We start from the raw sequence: 16364 nt of genomic DNA on the forward strand, positions 1-16364 counted from the left end.
CCCCACGTCCCGGCTCGCGCGGGCGCTCTGGGACGAACTCCAGTCGCACGACCCCGACGTGGTCGTCGACCTCCACAGCTCCAGCGGCATCTACAAGTACGACGGGAAAGTCGGGCAGGCCGTCTTCTCGACGCCTGCCACGCCCGAAAACGCCGGCAACGCCTGCGACTACGTCAACGACTGCTACATCGACCGCTCGGCGTACCCGTCGCACTACGACTTCGACTGGAGCGGTTCGCTCAGCGGGTCGCGACCCCTGTTCGTCCACAAAGCGTACGGCGACTTGCGACTCCCGGGGTATATCGTCGAGACGACCCGCAAGGGGACGACCCTCGAAGACGCCGTGACGTGGGGAGTCGCCGTCGCTCGCTCCCTGCTGTGGCAACACGAAGTCTACCACGGGTGATGTCGCGCCGTGCGCTCGGGTGCGCAGCCAGCGCGTTCGCCGACGGGTACGTCAGCGATTGAACGCGTCCGGCGGAGCGCTCGACGACCGTGCGACCTAGTTTCCGGACGCGACTGGGCGACGATTCACCGAATCGTCAATTTAGACCGGGGGATTAATGACAATCACACGCAAAAGATCCGGAGATGACCTACGAGAACCTCGATTCCGACCTCATCAACGCACTCCTCGAAGACGGGCGGCGCAGTCTCCGGAGCCTCGCCGAAGAACTCGACGTGTCGGTGACGACCGTCTCGAACCACCTGCGAGACCTCGAAGACGAGGGAATCATCGAGGGCTACACGCCCCGCGTCGACTACGACGCGCTCGGCTACGACGTGACCGCCGTCATGCATCTCAAAGTAGAGGGGAGCGCCCTCTCGGAGGTCACCGAACTGCTCGCCGACGAGCCGCAGATGGTCTCGGTGTACGAAGTCACCGGCGACTACGACGTGCTCGCGGTCGGGAAGTTCAGGAACACAGACGACATGAACCGCCAGATCAAGGCGCTGTTGAGCGAGGCCCCGATTCGGGAGTCGAACACGAGCGTCGTCCTCAACGCGGTCTCCGAGAACGAGCAGTTCGACCTCGGCGACAGCGACGCCTGACGCGGCGGCTCAGTCGACGCGGAACTCGAACCGCGCACCGCCTTCGGACCCCTCCGAGACCGTCACCTCCCAGCCGTGTGCGGCCGCGACCTGCGAGATGATGTTCAGTCCGAAGCCGGTCCCCTGCGACGACGTGGTGTAGCCGGCCTCGAACACGGTGTCGCGGTTCTCAGGGGGGATTCCCACGCCGTCGTCTTCGACGAAGAACCCGCGGTCGGTCTCGCCGACGGTGACGGTCACGCCGGCCCCGCGGTCGGGCGAGTCGTCTCGGTCGCCTGTAGAACCGTGTTCTACAGCGTCACCGGACGCAGTCCGGTTGCCCGTGGAACCGTGTTCCACGGCGTCGTCGGGAGAATCCCGACTGCCCGTCGAGCCGTGCTCGACGGCGTTTCGAAACAGGTTTTCGAGGAGTTGCTGGAGTTGGTCGGCGTCGGCGTCGAGGACCAGTTCGGTCTCGACCGAAAGCGTGGCGTCGCCGGTCACCACGTTTCGCCAGCACGCTTGCGCGAGGTCGGACAGCGCGACCGGCTCGATTTCCATGGCGTCGTCGCCGTCGTGGGCGAGCACGAGCAGGTCGCTGATGAGGTCGTCCATGCGTTCCAGCGCGCGGTCGATAGCGTCGACGTGGTCGCTGTCGCAGTCGTCCGCGAGCAGGTCGAGTCGGCCCATCGCGACCTGCAGCGGGTTGCGGAGGTCGTGGCTCACGACGCTCGCGAAGCGGTCGAGCCGCTCGTTTTGCTCGACGAGTTCGACCTCTCGTTGCTTCTGCTCGGTGATGTCCCGAATCATCGCGACGTACAGGTCCTCGCCCGCGACGTTGAGTTGGATGAGGTGGACCTCGGTGGGGAACGTCGTGCCGTCGCGGCGCTGCAGTTCGCCTTCGAACCGGTCCGGTTCGTTCGGTGGTAGCTCCCCCCAGAACGACCGCGAACGGGCCGGGTCCGACGAGGGGTCGAGGTCCCAGATGGTCTTGTCGACGAGTTCCGCCTCGCTGTAGCCCAGTTCCTCGCATATCCGCTGGTTCACGTCTCGGATCGTGCCGTCGTCCGTGTGGACGACGACGAGGTCCGGCGAGTGTTCGAACAGGGCTTCGAGCCGCGCGGTGTTCGCCCAGAGGGTCCGCTCGTAGACCTTCCGCGGCGTGACGTCGTCTTGGAAGCCGACGAAGAAGTCGATGTCCCCGTCGTCGTCGAACAGGGGCGCGATGCGCACGCGGTTCCAGAACTGGGTGCCGTCCTTGCGGTAGTTCAGCAGTTCGACCGTCACGTGGTCGCGCCCTTCGACCGCCGCCCGCAGTTCGGCGACGGTGTCTTCGTCGGTCGCCTCGCCCTGTAGGAACCGACAGTTCCGCCCGACTGCTTCCTCGGCGTCGTAGCCCGTGAGCGTCTCGAACGCCTCGTTGGCGTAGACGATGGGGTTGTCCGCCGCGTGGGGGTCGGTGAGGACGATGCCGACGGGCGCTTCGTCCATCGCCCGTGACCTCACCGACAGGCGCGCTTCGAGCGCCTCGCCCGGCGACGCCCGAGCGGACCGGACGCGCTCGACGGCGTTCTCGATGCGGGTGGCGAGGAGTCGGTACTGGGTCGCGTCATCGCCCTTCCGCAGGTACCCGGTCGCGCCCGCGGCGAGCGCCTCGCCAGCTATCTCCTCGCGTCCCCGTTCGGTAAAGAGGATAAACGGCAGTTCGGGGAACTCGTCGCGGACCCGCGACAACACGTCGAGACCGTCGAGGTCGGGCGGGTCGTAGCCGCAGACGACGCAGTCGAACGCCGCGTCACCGCTCCGAATCCGGTCGAGCGCGGCCCGCGGGTCCGACTCGGTATGGACGGTGAATCGCCCGCGCTCGCGTTCCAGTTGCGACGCGACGAGCGCCGCGAAGTCGCGGTCGGCTTCGACGTAGAGGACGTCGATAGACGCCGGCTCCGAGAGTGAACGCGGCGCGTCACGAGATGAGACCATACGCGACGATAGATAACGCCAAGAGACAATAATGGTGATGCCGGGCGAGAACGTGTCGCGTCCTCGGTCGCGTCGGACTCCCCGTCCGGAACGAGAAACGCATCCATCGACGCCGCCGGGGACGGCCACACTGCAACTCGCGCGCGACGGCGAAACAGCGCCCGAATTTCGAAGACGCAACGGCGAGCGGTAAAAACGCATCGGCCGGTTCGTAAACAGAGCCCTTATAATTTTGAGTCCGCTTTCAAACGGTGATGACAGCCCCCGACGAATCCGAACGCAACGCGCCATCGCGGCTCGCCCGCGCCCTCTTCGCGAGCGGCCTCGCAGTCCTGGCGATTCGCAACCTGACCGACCTCGACGGCCGCATCGCCTACGCGGAGGCGAAGGGCGTCCCCGAGGCGGACCGGCTCGTCCCCGCCGCGAGCGGTCTGCTCCTCGGAGGCAGCCTCGGTATCGGCCTCTGGAAGCTCCCCAAACTCGCTTCCGCGAGCGTCGCGGCGTTCTTCGCCGGCGTCACGCCGACGATGCACGACTTCTGGGCCGTCGACGACGACGCCCGCGACGAGGAGCTCACGTCGTTCCTCCAGAACCTGACGCTGTTCGGCGCGGCGCTCGCGTTCTTCAAGCGCGCCTCGGACGAGTAGAGACAGTCCGAACGCGGCCGGCCGGTTTTTTGCGGTCACGTATCGACGGCATACTCGTCGATCTGGTCGACTCCCCGCCAGAGCGCGTACAGATACCACAGTCCGACAACAGTCCAACCAACCGCGACGAGCGGAGAGCCGTGGAACCACCGGTACGCCGCGAAGCCGAACGCGGAGAGGGCGAGGACCTGATAGAGTCGAGCGTGGGCGGACACGGGCGCGGCTAGTACCCGCCGCGACCGTATTTTTTACTCACGCGGGAGGCGGACACCCCACCGTTTCCAGTATATCGTCGGCGGCCGCGACGAAAGCCAATCAGGACGAGAACGCGTCGCCCGCGCCGTCGACGTCGGCCGGGCGGTAGAAGCCGACGACGAACTCGACCGCGCCGTCGTCGTCCCGAATCGGGTGACTATCGAGACGGGCCCGGACGGGCTCGCCGCCGGCGTCGTAGATTCGAATCTCCGTCGAAATCGGCTCGCCGGCGTCGGCGGCCGCCCGAATCGCGGCGACCGTCTCGGGGTCCGTCTCGGGGCCGTAGAGGAACCGACAGTTGCGCCCCGTCACCGACTCGGCGTCGTAGCCCGTGAGCGTCTCGAACGCCTCGTTGGCGTAGACGACGGGGTTGTCGGGCAGCGAGGGGTCGGTGACGACGACGCCGACGCCGACGGCGTCGAGCACCCGGTCTTTCAGTTCGACTTCCGCCCGGAGCGCGTCGACTTCGGTGAGTTCCTGAACGATACAGACGTGTCCCCCGTCGTCCATCTGCGTCAGCACGAGGCGCTCGGGAACCGCCTCGCCGCCCTTGGTGACGCCGGTCGAAAACCCCCGCCACGACCCCTCGGCTTCGAGTTGCGGGAGGATTTCGTCGTGGAACCGCCGGGCCTCGTCGGCCGGGTAGAGGACGTCCCAGTGCTCGCCGATGAGTTCGGCCCGGTCGCGGTCGTAGAGCGCGGCGTACGCCTCGTTGAGGTACTGGTAGACGCCCTCGTCGTCGATGATGCCGATTCCCTCCTCGGCCGATTCGATGGCGAGAAAGCCGCGTCGCATGTGCGTCTCGGCCCAGTACTTCTCGACGAGGTTCGAGACCTTGTTCGCCAAGACGGGGTACTCCTCGGGACCGCCTTTCTGGAGGTACTCGTCGACGCCGGCGGAGATGGCGCGGCTCGCGATCTCCTCGCTCCCCTTGCCGGTGAAGAGGACGAACGGGAGATCGATGCCCCGCTCGCGCGCCGCCGTGAGGAGTTCGAGCCCGTCCATCCCCGGCATGTCGTAGTCGCTGACGACGCAGTCGTACTCCCCGTCGGTGAGTTCGTCGAGCGCCGGTCCCGGCTCGGTGTACGTCTCCGTCTCGACGTCGTCGAGTTCGCGTTCGAGAAAGGTCGCGGACAGCTCCACCATCGCCTCGTTATCGTCGACCAGCAGGATTCGCATCGCACGCCGCTCCGCGCTAAACGGGGCGATACCGTGGAGTGGAGACACGTCCATACGTCTGTGGTGTCGCGTCACAGTGATAAAAACAGCTACGGCGACAGTCACGTCCGACGACAGAACGCCCCAGACCGTCCCGGGGTACTCGCCTCGGAGGCGAGCGGACGTCTGTATAGAATATATATTACTAGATGAGCCCGACGGCAATAAATTATATGCGATGTGACACAGTTGACATCATCATATGGAAGTGGTCAGGAACGTCCGAGAGCTCACGGCGGTTCTCGAACAGTTTACGGAGACGACGGGAGCGGTCTGCGAGCTTGAACTGACGAGCGACGGCGAATCGGCCGCGGACGGTGTCCTGGCTTCGGTTACCGTCGCGTACGACCTCGCGTCCGAGTGCGCGGTCGACCCGAACCGGCTCTCCGTGTCGTCGCCGGCGGCGTCGGTCGCCGACGGCCGGCTTCGACTCGAACTCGACGTGGCGCTCGCGCCCCCGCCGGGCGGAGACGCCGACCCGGAACCGGCGTCGGCCGAGCGCGACTCCGAACGCGACTCCGAGCCGACTGAACTGGTCGCCCGGGCCGACGGCTCCGGGACGCGAAACGCGGCGGTCGACGCGGCTGTCGGACCCGGCGCGTCGCCGCCGACGATGGAGTCCGAAGTCCCGACAGAGAGTGGCGAAACGCCGGAGAGCGACCGGGGTGCATCCGCGTCGGCGGACGACGCCACCGAGGCGGGCGCGGAGACGGAGACGGACGCCAGCACCGGCCCGGACGCCAGCACCGACCCGGACGCCAGCACCGTGGCGGAGCCAGCGGTGGAGGCGGACGCAAAAGCGGACACAGACGCGGAGCCGGATTCCGACGCGGTACCGGCCCATCACGACCCGGTTCGGCTTCGGGAGGCCTACGAGGCCTGCGAGACGTTCAAGGAGATGACCGCCGCTCTCGGCGTCGACGTGACCCCGCAGACCGTCCGCAACCAGATGATTCAACGCGGGATTCACGAACCGGAGTCCTACGGCCCGTCGACCGAAACGGCGTCTTCGAGCCGAGCGAGCGACGCGGGCGACGAGGCGCGGACCCCGGAGCCGAGCGTCGCCGACGAGGGGGGCGCGGCCGCGCCTGAGCCGTCGGCCGAACCGGGAGGCGAGGACACCGCGGACTCGGCGGGGACGGAGCGTGAGACGCGAGCCGAGGCCGACGCGGAAGTCGGGCCGGCGTCGACTGCGGGGCCGACCGGAGACGCCGGGACCGACGCGGTCGACGCAGACGAGACGCCTGCGGTGACCGAGGACGACTCCGGCGCGAGTGACCTCCCGCCGCTTCCCGCGTCGGTGTCCTCGCTCGACTGCTCGACGGCGGACGTGTGTGCGGCCGTCGCGGGCGCGAAGACGCTGTACGAAGTCGAGCGTCGCCTCGGACTCGACCGCGCCGAGGTCCGCGACGTGCTGACCGCGCTCGACCTCCTCGACCTCGTCACCGGGCGGATGGCCCGACGCGACGCGTCGGCGGCGACCCCCGCCGACGTTCGAACGCGAGCGCGCGCCGCGCTCGACGGCGGGGCCGAGTGAATCGGCCGGGCGAGTATCGGCGCGACGGGAGACGCCCACCGATACGTCGCTCTACCGCGAGCGGCGAGCGAGTCGTCTCCGGATTCATCACATAATTGGAAAGTGATATAACCCGGGAGTTCGGCGGTGGCGTACGTCGCACGTCGAGCGGAAGCGCGCTCATCGAGGTCGGTGTGCGGTCCCGGTAGATACGCCGGTCACGCGGCCAGCACGTTCGACAGGAGACCGAGTGAGCCTGCGAAGGCGTCCGTCTTCCGACGCTGTTTTCGCAGTCGATTCGGACCGCTTCTGCCCCTATCCGCGGATTCGACGGCGAGAAGACGTATTCCGAATTCCCCAACGCCGATTCGTTGAGCAACTGCCGGTGGGTCGGGACCGCGCAGTCGACGCCGGACGTATCCTCGCGAGATTCTCGGGCGAATGCCGGCGCGTCCTCTCCCGACCGAGTCGGGCGGGTCGTCGATTCCCTCTTCGGTGTTTTCTCGATTTACTGATGGTTCTCAGTTATTATAACTCATCTTACTTTCATATTGCCGGACACGTTCCCGGCCGAGTACCGCCGGCGTCCCCCGGCCCCCGTCGCTCGACGTGCGGTGAAGTCGGTGCGTTCGCCCCGCCGGCCCGAAGACGAACCGCAGCGCGTCGGACACGTCAGTATGTTGTAGTATGGTTACCAACATATCAGTCTTACCAGCGGTTATCACATCCGCCTCGGTGCGGGTTGTTGTGTTTGCGCACATGACATCACGGACAGTTTTCAGACGTACTGTAACAGCAATGCTGGTGGTCGTACTCACGACCGCGACGCTCCCCGCCGGTGCGGCGGGCGTCGCGGCCGGAGACGCGAGCGCACTCGATTCGAACGTTCAGTCGGTGGCGAACGCGTCCGTCCCGGCGGACGTGACCACCGCCACGCTCCAGTCGGACGGGGCCGACGGCGACGCCGGTAACGACACCGCTGGCACGAACGCGACGACCATCACGCTCGTCGGCTTCAACGACATCGGCAAGGCGGCCGCTGGCTCCGGTGACGACAAACTCGGCCGGATGATTACACTCATCAATCGCGAGCGGGCGAACGCCTCCGGGCCGGTGTTCGTGGCCGGCGGCGGCGACGAACTCAGCCCGCATGCCCTCCGAAACTACGACGACCTAGAACACGGCTACGAGCCGCCGGTGACAGCGATGAACCTCATCGATCCCGACGCCGAAGTCGTCCAGAATCACGAACTCGACTACGACGAGGACGCGGGGACGAACGACTTCGCCGTCTTCGAGGCCGTTGCCGACGAGTCGACCTACCCGTGGCTCCTCGCCAACGTCGTCGACGAGGAGACGGGCGAGAATCTCCCCGGGACGCAGAACTACACCGTTGTCGAACGCGGCGGTGTCAGGGTCGGCTTCTTCGGGCTGACCGACGAGGCCATCAACGCCAAGACCGACGGCGTCATCGAGCGCAACGGCTACACCGTCGTCGACCCGACGACCGCCGCCCGGCGGACCGTCGACACGCTCCGCAACGAGGAGGACGTCGACGTGGTCGTCGCGCTGGCTCCGGTCGGCATCCCGGACTCGAAGGACCTCGCGCGGAACGTCGACGGCATCGACGCGCTCGTCTCCGGCGACGACCAACGGCGCTACCCGCCGCAGACGACGAACGGCGTCCTCATCGGCGAGACCACCGGCAAGGCAAACGCCATCATGCGGATGGAGCTAACCGTCGATAACGGGAGCGTCACCGACGCCTCCGGCGAACTCGTCGACGTGACGACCGACGTACCGCGCAACGACTCGTGGCAGGCGTACATCAACCCGCTCCGCGAGGAGTACCTCGACACGGAACTCGCAACGGCGGTCATGCCCGAGCACACGGGCGTCGGCTCCAGCTACACCGACGACTCCGCGACGGGCCACCTCGTCACCGACGGCGTCCGCGGCTACACCGGTGCCGACGTGGCCGTGACGAACGCCGGCGGCATCCGCGACACGCTCTATCCGAGCGACTACGCCGCGGGCGAGGAGTTCAACGTCACCCGCGGGATGGTGACCTCGACGCTCTCGTTCGGCAACCACATCGTCGTGGTCGAACTGACCGGCGCGGAGCTCCGCGAGGTCGTCGAGAGCCAGATAACGCCGCTGGAGATGGACAACCAGTACGGCACCCAGACCCAACAGCAGGTCAGCGGCGTCACCTTCGAGTGGGTGCCCCACAGCGATAGCTCGTCGCCCGGCGAGGGCGACGCGACGATTCGCGACCTCACGGTGAACGGCGAACCCGTCAACGACTCGGCGACGTACACGCTGGCGACTAACTCCTACATCGCCGACGGCGGCAGCGGCTACCCGCTCGCCGACAAGCCGCGCGTGGCGGTCTACAACGAGACGACGATGGCCGACGGCGTCATCGGCTACCTGCAGAACCGCTCGACCGTCGCGGCCGCCGAGGTCGACACCGAATCCGACGACCGGATGCGACGGGTCGACACGACGGTCGACGCCGACGCGGTCGACGTGACGAGCGGCGACGGCCGGACGACGGTCACCATCGACGCACCATCGCGCGTGACCGGCGTGAGCGGAACCGCCGCCTTCGCCGACCGAAGCGGCGGCTACGTCGAGGCGACGAACGTCGCCTACGACGGCGCGAGCGGCACCGTCACGGTCTCGGTGCCGACGAGCGACCTCGACGCCTTCGGGACGCCGGTGACCGCGCCGGACTCGGGCGTCGACCTCTACGTCGACTACACCGACAGCGCGTATTCGAGCCGGTACGAGAACTTCGATTCCGCGGTGCTGAACGTCGACCTCGACGGCGAGGCGACGACGCCCGACCCGACGCCCGAACCGACCGACGGCGTCGCGCTCGCGGTCGGCTCGAACGGCCAGTCCGTCCCCCTCGGCGACACCCGGGCGTTCGACATCACCGCGAGTGACGCCGCCAGCGGCGTCGGCGCGTACGAACTGACCCTCGCGGTCGGCGATTCGAGCGTGGCCCGCATCGCGGACGTGCAGTTCCGCGACGACCCCGGATTCTCGGCGGTCAATATCAGCGACGACGGGAGTGAGGTCCGCATCGAGGCCGCCGGCGTCGACGCCGACGACGGCGACGCGAACGGCTCGCAAGTCCTCGCCACCGTGACGGTCAAGGGCGTCGCGCTCGGCGGGTCGACCGCCCTCGAACTGACGCCCGCCGCGACCTACGACCCCAACGGGACGGCCTACGCGGTGTCGCGCATCGACAACCGACCCGTCAACGTCGAACCCGGCGATCTCACCGGCAACGGCTACGCGATGGCCGACCCCGACGGCGACGGCACCTTCGAGGACGTCAACGGCGACGGGAGCGTGGACATCGTCGACGCGCAGGCGCTGTTCGTGAACCGCGACGCCGACGCCGTCCAGGCGAGCACCCCCGCGTTCGACCTCAACGGCGACGGGCGGGTCGACGTGGGCGACGTGCAGTGGCTGTTCGTCACCACGGATGACTGAGGCGAACACGCCCGCGGTCGCGGTGTTCGTGGCGGTCGTCTGTCTCAGCGCCGTCGCGCCGCCCGCGGTCGCCGCGACCGACACGACCGTCGGCTTCGGCACCGACGCGGCGACCGTCGAACCCGACTCGACGCGGACGTTCGACCTCGTCGTCGACAGCGTCGACGGCGGCGTCGGCGCGTACGACCTGACGGTCCGACTCGACGACGACGCCGTCGGCCGCATCGCCGAACTCACCACCCCCGACAACGCCGACCCGCAACTGAGGAACACGTCGTACGACGAGAACGGCACGGTCGCGTCGCTTCGCGTCGTCGGCCTCGACACCGACGACGACGGAACGGTCGCGGTCGCGTCCGTCACCGTCGAGACCGCCGATACCACCGCCGACGGTGCGCTCAACGTGTCCGTGACCAAACTCGGCGACGAGGACGGCAACAACTACTCCGTCACCGGCACGTCCGAACTCGACCTCTCTGTCTCGGAATCGACCGGCGGTGGCGGCGGTGGTGGTGGCGGTGGTGGTGGTGGTGGCGGTGGTGGCGATGACGACGAGTCGGACGACGACACCGACGACGATGCCGACGCGGACGACGACACCGACGACGACACCGACCAGCCCGCGACCACCGAGTCGGCGGCGGAGTCGCCAACGTCCACCGCGTCGCCCGCGAGTCCGACGACGGCCGACGACGGTACGACGACCGCCAGCGCGACAGACACGCAGTCCGCGACCGGGACGACCGAGACTCGGACCACGGCGACCGGGGTCCCCGGCTTCGGCGTCGCGCCCGCGGTCGCCGCAATCGCGGCGCTCCTGCTCGGGGCCGGACGCCGAGTGCGACGCGAGAACTGAGCGAACGCGGGCTCTGCGGAGCCTGTGTCGAATCTTTATCCGTGTGGGCGTCTAGCAGAGAGGTATGAACGGCCCGGACACCGCGGACGAAACGAGCTTCTATCTCGACTACGAGCTGCAGGTCGATGCGACCCGCGACGCCGTAGCGAAGCTCGCTCGTGAGGTCCTCCAGTACGAGTGGGCCGACTACCTCCGCGCGTCGCCGCCGGCGGGCGGCCACGAGTGGCACGCCCTCGACTCGGGGAAGCCGTGGGGGCGCGTCACGCCCACGTCGTGGGAGCGCGGCCGCGACAGCGGCTACGACCTCCACTTCGAGCACTACCCGACGCCGCGCGCCCTCCAACGCGGGCAGTTCCGGCTCGAACTCCACCTCGAAGACGGCGTCCACGGCGACGCCGACTTCTCCGGCGACTCGCCGTACGCGGCGCTCCGCGAGCGACTCGTCGCGGCGCTCGACGAGGCGCGCGGCGAACACGACGACCTCCCTGCCGGCGAGTTCGGCACTGGGCGGACGCTCTGGCGGGTGGACTCGCACTTCCTCGCGGGCGACACCGTCGCCTACTACGAGGCGCTCCGCGAGGCGCTGTCGGCGCACGACCCGTTCGTCGACGCCGTGGCGGCCGTCCTCGACGACGAACTCCCCGAGCGCGACCCGTTCGAACGCGGCTGACGCGGCGGGCGACAACCGACTCACGGTGCGGGCCGAATCGCGCGAGTGCCGACAGACGCGCGGCGACGCCCGGATTCGACCGCGATTGTTCCGCGGCGCAGTCGGCGGACCCCGCGAGGTCCGGCCGAGTCGGAGCCGCGACCGGCAGTTCGAAACCGTCCGGAACGGAAAGTGTACAATCAAACCGTCAATACCCCTATATAGCCACATTCGCTCACCGAATGTCGTGAACTGCGAAAGAACTATACTATTTGACGCCCGCTAGCGAAACGATGGCACAAGCAATCGAGGTCGCCCCGCACGTGATCACGGAGGGGTCGACTATCCGGCATTCGACGCTGTGTACGGAACAGACGGTGGTGGAAATCGAAGACGGGACCGTCCGGACGACGTACGGCGACGAGGAGTTCGTCTACCCGCGCGAACAGCTCGCGCTCGACCTCTCGGTCGGTCGGTTCGAAGTCGTCTCCTGACCCCGCCTTCGGGACGGCACGGGCCACCGTCCCGCCTTGCGTCGTCGCTCACGGTTATACTCGGGCCGGCCCACACGCGGTCCCCGTTTTCGTCGCCCGTGACGGATTCGCCTCGCCTCCGAACGCTCGCGAGCGTCCGCGCCGAAGCGCGTCTCGGAAATCCGGACAGTTCGATTGCCGACACTATTTGTACGAGCCACATGAACCACCGGGCGTGTCCTCCGCTGACCCTCCGCGCTCGCCGGGCACACTCGCCGTGAGCGCCAAAGAGACCGGTCAATCGCTGTACGAACGAGCCTACAACACCCTGCTGACGGGCGTGGCGATCATGATCCCCATCGTCATCACGCTGTACGTCCTGCGCGTCGGCATCGACTTCGTCAGGGACGCCCTCGAACCGTTCATCGACCTGCTTCGCTGGGCGGGCGTCATCAGCCGCTTCGAGAGCGTCGAGTTCATCAGCCTCCTCATCGAACTCGGCGTTTACTCGTTCGTCGTCGACTTCTTCACCGAGTTGGTGGCGCTGCTCGTCCTCTTCGGAATCGTCGCGGTCGTGGGGACCGTCGGCCGCAACCAGTACGGCGAGAAGATCATCGGCGTGTTCGACCTCGTGATTTCGTCGATTCCGGGCGTCGGGACGGTGTACAAGAGCTTCCGCCGCATGGGCGACGTTGTCCTCGACGAGGGGGCAGACGAGTTCCAGGACGTGAAGCTCGTCCAGTGTTTCGACGACGACGTGTACGTGCTGGGCTTCCAGACGGGCGGCTCTCCCGCGACCATCGAGCAGTCCACCGGCCACGGCGAGATGGTCTCGATGTTCCTCCCGCTCGCGCCGAACCCCGTCACCGGCGGCCTGCTCACCTACATCCCCGCCGACGACGTGTACGACATCGACATGACCGTCGAGGAGGGCGTCCGGAGCATCCTCACGAGCGGCGTCGCCACCGACGAGGACTCGGACGCGCTGGGCGTGAACATGTCCGAACTCCGCGGCACCGAGCGGTTACAGGACATCCGCGAATCGATGATTACGACCGACGAGAAGCGGGACGACGACTGACCGCAGAGGTGTCGAAGGGACGAGTCGCGTTTCCGAGGCCGCCCCGGCGACCTACCGCCCGTTTCCTCCGAACTCGGCCGACAGGATACCGGGGAGGTCGGTCAGCCAGCTGACGACCGCGCAGACGACCATCACGCCGACCGCGGCCATGTAGCCCCAGACGGTGACCGCGTCGAGCACGAAGTCGATAGCGACGAATCCCGAGAGGATGACGGCACCGCTGATGGCCGCCGCGACGACGACGGCCAGCGCACCGTACGCCCGTGTCGGATTGTCTACCATATCGAAGGGTGTCGACTCGGCAACAAAAACGTGAGGGCCACCCTCGGCGGCGGGAACGACACCACCGACCGGCGACGACCATCGGTCACCGCGACGAGAGACACCGCGGGCGCTCACGGGAGACTCGTCGGGACGCGAAGATGGTCAGTCGGCCTCGGTAGTGGTGGTGGGTCTACGGAAGGAACACCGAGGCTCGGTTCGTCCTGACCAGATAGATATCTCTTAGGCGCTCCTAAAAAATATATCGGAGGTCACGAATATCAGCCGCATACACGTCGAACGGGGCTGTCCGCGTCGTCGGGCGGGGGACGACCGCGGTGGCGCTGAAACACCACACCACGGTCGGGGGTCGCCGTTCAGCGGTCGGTTGGGAAACGGCGATGTCGTTCCGTTCCGACCGAGGTATTTTTGATTGACACGTCCGATAGCGGAGATATGGGTCCCCAGTTATCGTCGGGCATCGAACCGATTCCGAGCATCGAAGGCCGCCCCGTGTACACCGCCTCGGGCGATCGATTTGGCGAGGCCGTCGACCTCTGTGTCGACCTCGACGACGACCGCGTGACCGCGCTTCTCGTCTCCGTCGAGGACCCGCCCGAGGGGTTGGAGGTCGGTCCGCGCGGCGTCCGAGTTCCGTTCGAGTCCGTGCGCGGGATGGCCGACATCGTCGTCTTGGCGGGCGATCCGGCGCTTGAGGCCACCGACTGACCGCGGCGGCTCCGCGTTCGACCGACCGCGCCGCCGGGCAGACGTTGATATGCTCCGGACGGCGACTGTGCGACGGGCGGTCGCGTCGGTCAGGATGTGGACAGCACGACCGCCCAGTCACGGCGACCCGTCCCGCCTGCTCGCCTCTGACAGGCGGTCGGTGCCCGTCCGTTCGAGTCGCGGGTTGTGAGCCTCGCAACCCGCGCCGATGGCGAAAACTCGTCGTCGGTGAACAACTGTGTAGATACGTTGATACGAGTGGACAGAGTAGGCGGGCTGTGAGTTTCTACGAGTCGATTCACCAGTTCGTCGGCGAGCGCGAGACGCTCCGGTCGGTCAGCCACTACGAGGAGATGACGGTGCTCCTCACCGAGACGCGACTCGTCCAGATTCGACACGACGGCGGGCAGGCGACCCCCGAGCGGGTGCGGGAGATGCGGACGATACAGCTCAACCGCCCCGTCTTCGCCGGCTGTTCCGTCGAACTCGAATCCGACCGCACCGTCGTCGGCTTCCACGACAGCACCGGCGAGACGGTTCGGCTGGTGACGCTCCCCGTCCGCGACTTCGAGTTCGCGGCGACGTTTTCGGCCGTCGTCGGCGACGCCGAAGTCGGCGCGCCGTTCGTCGGGAAGTGACTAACGCGACCGCGGCGAGGACGGCCGCGACCCTGTGGCGGAGCGCGACGCGCACACCTCGTGACAATCTATTTACGTGATAACGACGAACGGTCGAGTAACGTGGAACGCACCGTGCACTGTACCTACGAGCACGTCTTCGACGCCGCCGACGAGACGGGTGCCGACGAGTCGTCATCGGTGTGGCAGTGTCCGCACCCCGCCAGCGGCGGGTCAGACCGCTGTCTCTTCCACCGACCCGCCGAGGAAACCCCCACCGAGGCCGTCACCGAGGCGCTCCGCGAGGCGGTCGAGGACGACGCGCGACCCTCGGCGTTCGTCGGCGCGGCGTTCGAACGCATCGACCTCGCGGGGGTGACGCCGCCGTCCGACGCGTCGCTCGACTTCCGCGGCGCGATGGTGAAATCGGATATCGACCTCCGCGACGCGACGCTCGACGGCGCGCTCCGGCTCGACCGCGTCTCGGTCGGCGGCGCGGTGTGCATGCAGCGTCTCGACGCGTCCGGGGCGGTGAGCTGTCGCCACCTGCAGATTGGCGACCGCTGGGTGCTCTGCGAGGCGCGCTTCGACGAGCGCTTCGACGCGACTGCCTTCAGCGCCGAGACGGTGGTGGCGACGGCGGCGCGCTTCGAGGCCGGGGCGACGTTCAGGAAGGGCGTCGTCGACGACGACGTGTCCGTCGCCAAGGCGAGGTTCGGCGGGCCGGCGTGGTTCTCCCACACTCGACTGGGCGGCCGCCTCGACTTCGGGAACGCCGCGTTCGACCGTCGGCTCTCGCTGGCGCACTGCCGCGTCCGCGGGAGCGTCGTCGCCGCGTCGGCGACCGTCGACGACGGCCTCTCGCTCGAACACCTGACGGTCGAGGGCGAACTCGACGCGACCCGGCTCACGGTCGACGGCGGCATCGACGCGACGACCGCCGCCTTCGGCGGCCGGGTCGACTGCACGGGACTCACCGCCCGCGACGGGGCCGTCGACTTCACCCACTGCGCGTTCGGCGGCCCGGTCTACTTCGACAACGCGACCGTCGAGGGCCGGGCGCTCCGCTTCCGGAGCGCGCGGTTCGAGTCGGGGCCGGCGTCGTTCGTCCGCGTGGCCGTCGACGGGGGGCTCGAACTCTCCGACGCGGTCTGTTCGGCCGAGTCGCCCGTCCGGTTGGTCGAAGCCGCCGTGGGCGAAAGCGTCATCTGCGACCACGCGCGCTTCGGCGACGAACTGTTCTGTTCGGGGGTCCGCGTCGCTCGCGACGTGGACCTCTCGGACTGCACCGTCGGGTCACTCACCTTCGGCGTCGAAATCGGCGGGCGACTGGACTTCGCACACGCCCACGTGACCGATGCGGCGGCGTTCGGCGACACCGTCGTCCACGGCCCCGCCAGATTCACCAGCGCCCGGTTCGACGCGGACCCCACGCTCGCCGAGGCGACCCTCGACGACACGGTCGCCGCCTACGACGTGACCGTCGAGCGCGCCGGCGGGCGGTGACGGGGTCTCGGGCCGGTCGCCGGCGAGGGGACGA

15 protein-coding genes and 1 pseudogene are annotated in these 16364 nt (G+C 67.9%); 12 read left to right on the top strand and 4 right to left on the bottom strand.

Annotated elements, in window-relative coordinates:
* Together NDI65_RS16450 and lrp are read left to right on the top strand one after the other, a co-directional pair.
* A pseudogene (locus NDI65_RS16450) lies at nt 1-406 on the top strand (thioredoxin); the annotation flags it as partial.
* A gap of 185 nt (nt 407-591) precedes the next feature.
* Nucleotides 592-1053, top strand: a complete 462-nt coding sequence (gene lrp, locus NDI65_RS16455; RefSeq protein WP_042665131.1) for an HTH-type transcriptional regulator Lrp — start codon at nt 592-594, stop codon at nt 1051-1053.
* 9 nt (nt 1054-1062) lie between these two features.
* On the opposite strand, the gene NDI65_RS16460 is transcribed toward lrp, so the two are convergent.
* A complete protein-coding gene (locus NDI65_RS16460) occupies nt 1063-3012 on the bottom strand; it encodes a PAS domain S-box protein (protein WP_089776803.1) in 1950 nt (649 codons plus the stop codon).
* A 254-nt stretch (nt 3013-3266) separates the two neighbouring features.
* Between NDI65_RS16460 and NDI65_RS16465 the strand changes: the two genes are divergently transcribed.
* Nucleotides 3267-3659 (top strand): hypothetical protein, encoded by a 393-nt coding sequence (locus NDI65_RS16465; protein ID WP_042665133.1) that lies wholly within the window; start codon nt 3267-3269, stop codon nt 3657-3659.
* Nucleotides 3660-3694: 35 nt separating this feature from the next.
* On the opposite strand, the gene NDI65_RS16470 is transcribed toward NDI65_RS16465, so the two are convergent.
* Both NDI65_RS16470 and NDI65_RS16475 read right to left on the bottom strand, forming a co-directional pair.
* A complete protein-coding gene (locus tag NDI65_RS16470; protein ID WP_042665136.1) occupies nt 3695-3874 on the bottom strand; it encodes a hypothetical protein in 180 nt (59 codons plus the stop codon).
* Nucleotides 3875-3974: 100 nt separating this feature from the next.
* Nucleotides 3975-5147 (bottom strand): PAS domain-containing protein, encoded by a 1173-nt coding sequence (locus tag NDI65_RS16475; RefSeq protein WP_089776804.1) that lies wholly within the window; start codon nt 5145-5147, stop codon nt 3975-3977.
* Between the two features lie 187 nt (nt 5148-5334).
* Here NDI65_RS16475 and NDI65_RS16480 point away from each other — a divergent pair, with 187 nt between their 5' ends.
* The 6 genes from NDI65_RS16480 to NDI65_RS16505 all read left to right on the top strand — a co-directional run bounded on the left by NDI65_RS16480 (nt 5335) and on the right by NDI65_RS16505 (nt 13217).
* Complete coding sequence (locus NDI65_RS16480; RefSeq protein ID WP_310893851.1) at nt 5335-6669, top strand: hypothetical protein; 1335 nt, start codon at nt 5335-5337, stop codon at nt 6667-6669.
* A 783-nt stretch (nt 6670-7452) separates the two neighbouring features.
* A complete protein-coding gene (locus tag NDI65_RS16485) occupies nt 7453-10158 on the top strand; it encodes a 5'-nucleotidase C-terminal domain-containing protein (protein ID WP_310893852.1) in 2706 nt (901 codons plus the stop codon).
* Nucleotides 10151-11014, top strand: a complete 864-nt coding sequence (locus NDI65_RS16490) for a hypothetical protein (protein WP_089776806.1) — start codon at nt 10151-10153, stop codon at nt 11012-11014. The genes NDI65_RS16485 and NDI65_RS16490 overlap by 8 nt, the downstream gene beginning before the upstream one ends.
* 64 nt (nt 11015-11078) lie before the next feature.
* A complete protein-coding gene (locus NDI65_RS16495) occupies nt 11079-11684 on the top strand; it encodes an acetyltransferase (protein WP_089776807.1) in 606 nt (201 codons plus the stop codon).
* A 272-nt stretch (nt 11685-11956) separates the two neighbouring features.
* Nucleotides 11957-12157 carry a hypothetical protein gene (locus NDI65_RS16500; protein WP_089776808.1) on the top strand — a complete coding sequence of 67 codons (201 nt, stop codon included), beginning with the start codon at nt 11957-11959 and terminating at the stop codon, nt 12155-12157.
* A 256-nt stretch (nt 12158-12413) separates the two neighbouring features.
* Nucleotides 12414-13217 (top strand): DUF502 domain-containing protein, encoded by an 804-nt coding sequence (locus NDI65_RS16505; protein ID WP_089777289.1) that lies wholly within the window; start codon nt 12414-12416, stop codon nt 13215-13217.
* 51 nt (nt 13218-13268) lie between these two features.
* Here the strand turns inward: NDI65_RS16505 and NDI65_RS16510 are convergent, their stop codons facing one another.
* A complete protein-coding gene (locus tag NDI65_RS16510) occupies nt 13269-13499 on the bottom strand; it encodes a hypothetical protein (RefSeq protein WP_089776809.1) in 231 nt (76 codons plus the stop codon).
* Between the two features lie 435 nt (nt 13500-13934).
* On the opposite strand from NDI65_RS16510, the gene NDI65_RS16515 reads away from it, so the two are divergent.
* The 3 genes from NDI65_RS16515 (at nt 13935) to NDI65_RS16525 (ending at nt 16330) form a co-directional block, all read left to right on the top strand.
* Nucleotides 13935-14207 carry a PRC-barrel domain-containing protein gene (locus NDI65_RS16515; protein WP_089776810.1) on the top strand — a complete coding sequence of 91 codons (273 nt, stop codon included), beginning with the start codon at nt 13935-13937 and terminating at the stop codon, nt 14205-14207.
* Nucleotides 14208-14485: 278 nt separating this feature from the next.
* The gene (locus NDI65_RS16520; RefSeq protein ID WP_089776811.1) at nt 14486-14845 is read left to right on the top strand and encodes a hypothetical protein; all 360 of its coding nucleotides are present in this window, start codon (nt 14486-14488) and stop codon (nt 14843-14845) included.
* 102 nt (nt 14846-14947) lie between these two features.
* Complete coding sequence (locus NDI65_RS16525; RefSeq protein ID WP_089776812.1) at nt 14948-16330, top strand: pentapeptide repeat-containing protein; 1383 nt, start codon at nt 14948-14950, stop codon at nt 16328-16330.
* The last annotated feature ends 34 nt before the right edge of the window (nt 16331-16364 follow it).

It is taken from the genome of Haloferax sp. S2CR25 (genome assembly GCF_031624535.1).
In the GTDB taxonomy this organism is placed as follows: domain Archaea; phylum Halobacteriota; class Halobacteria; order Halobacteriales; family Haloferacaceae; genus Haloferax; species Haloferax massiliensis.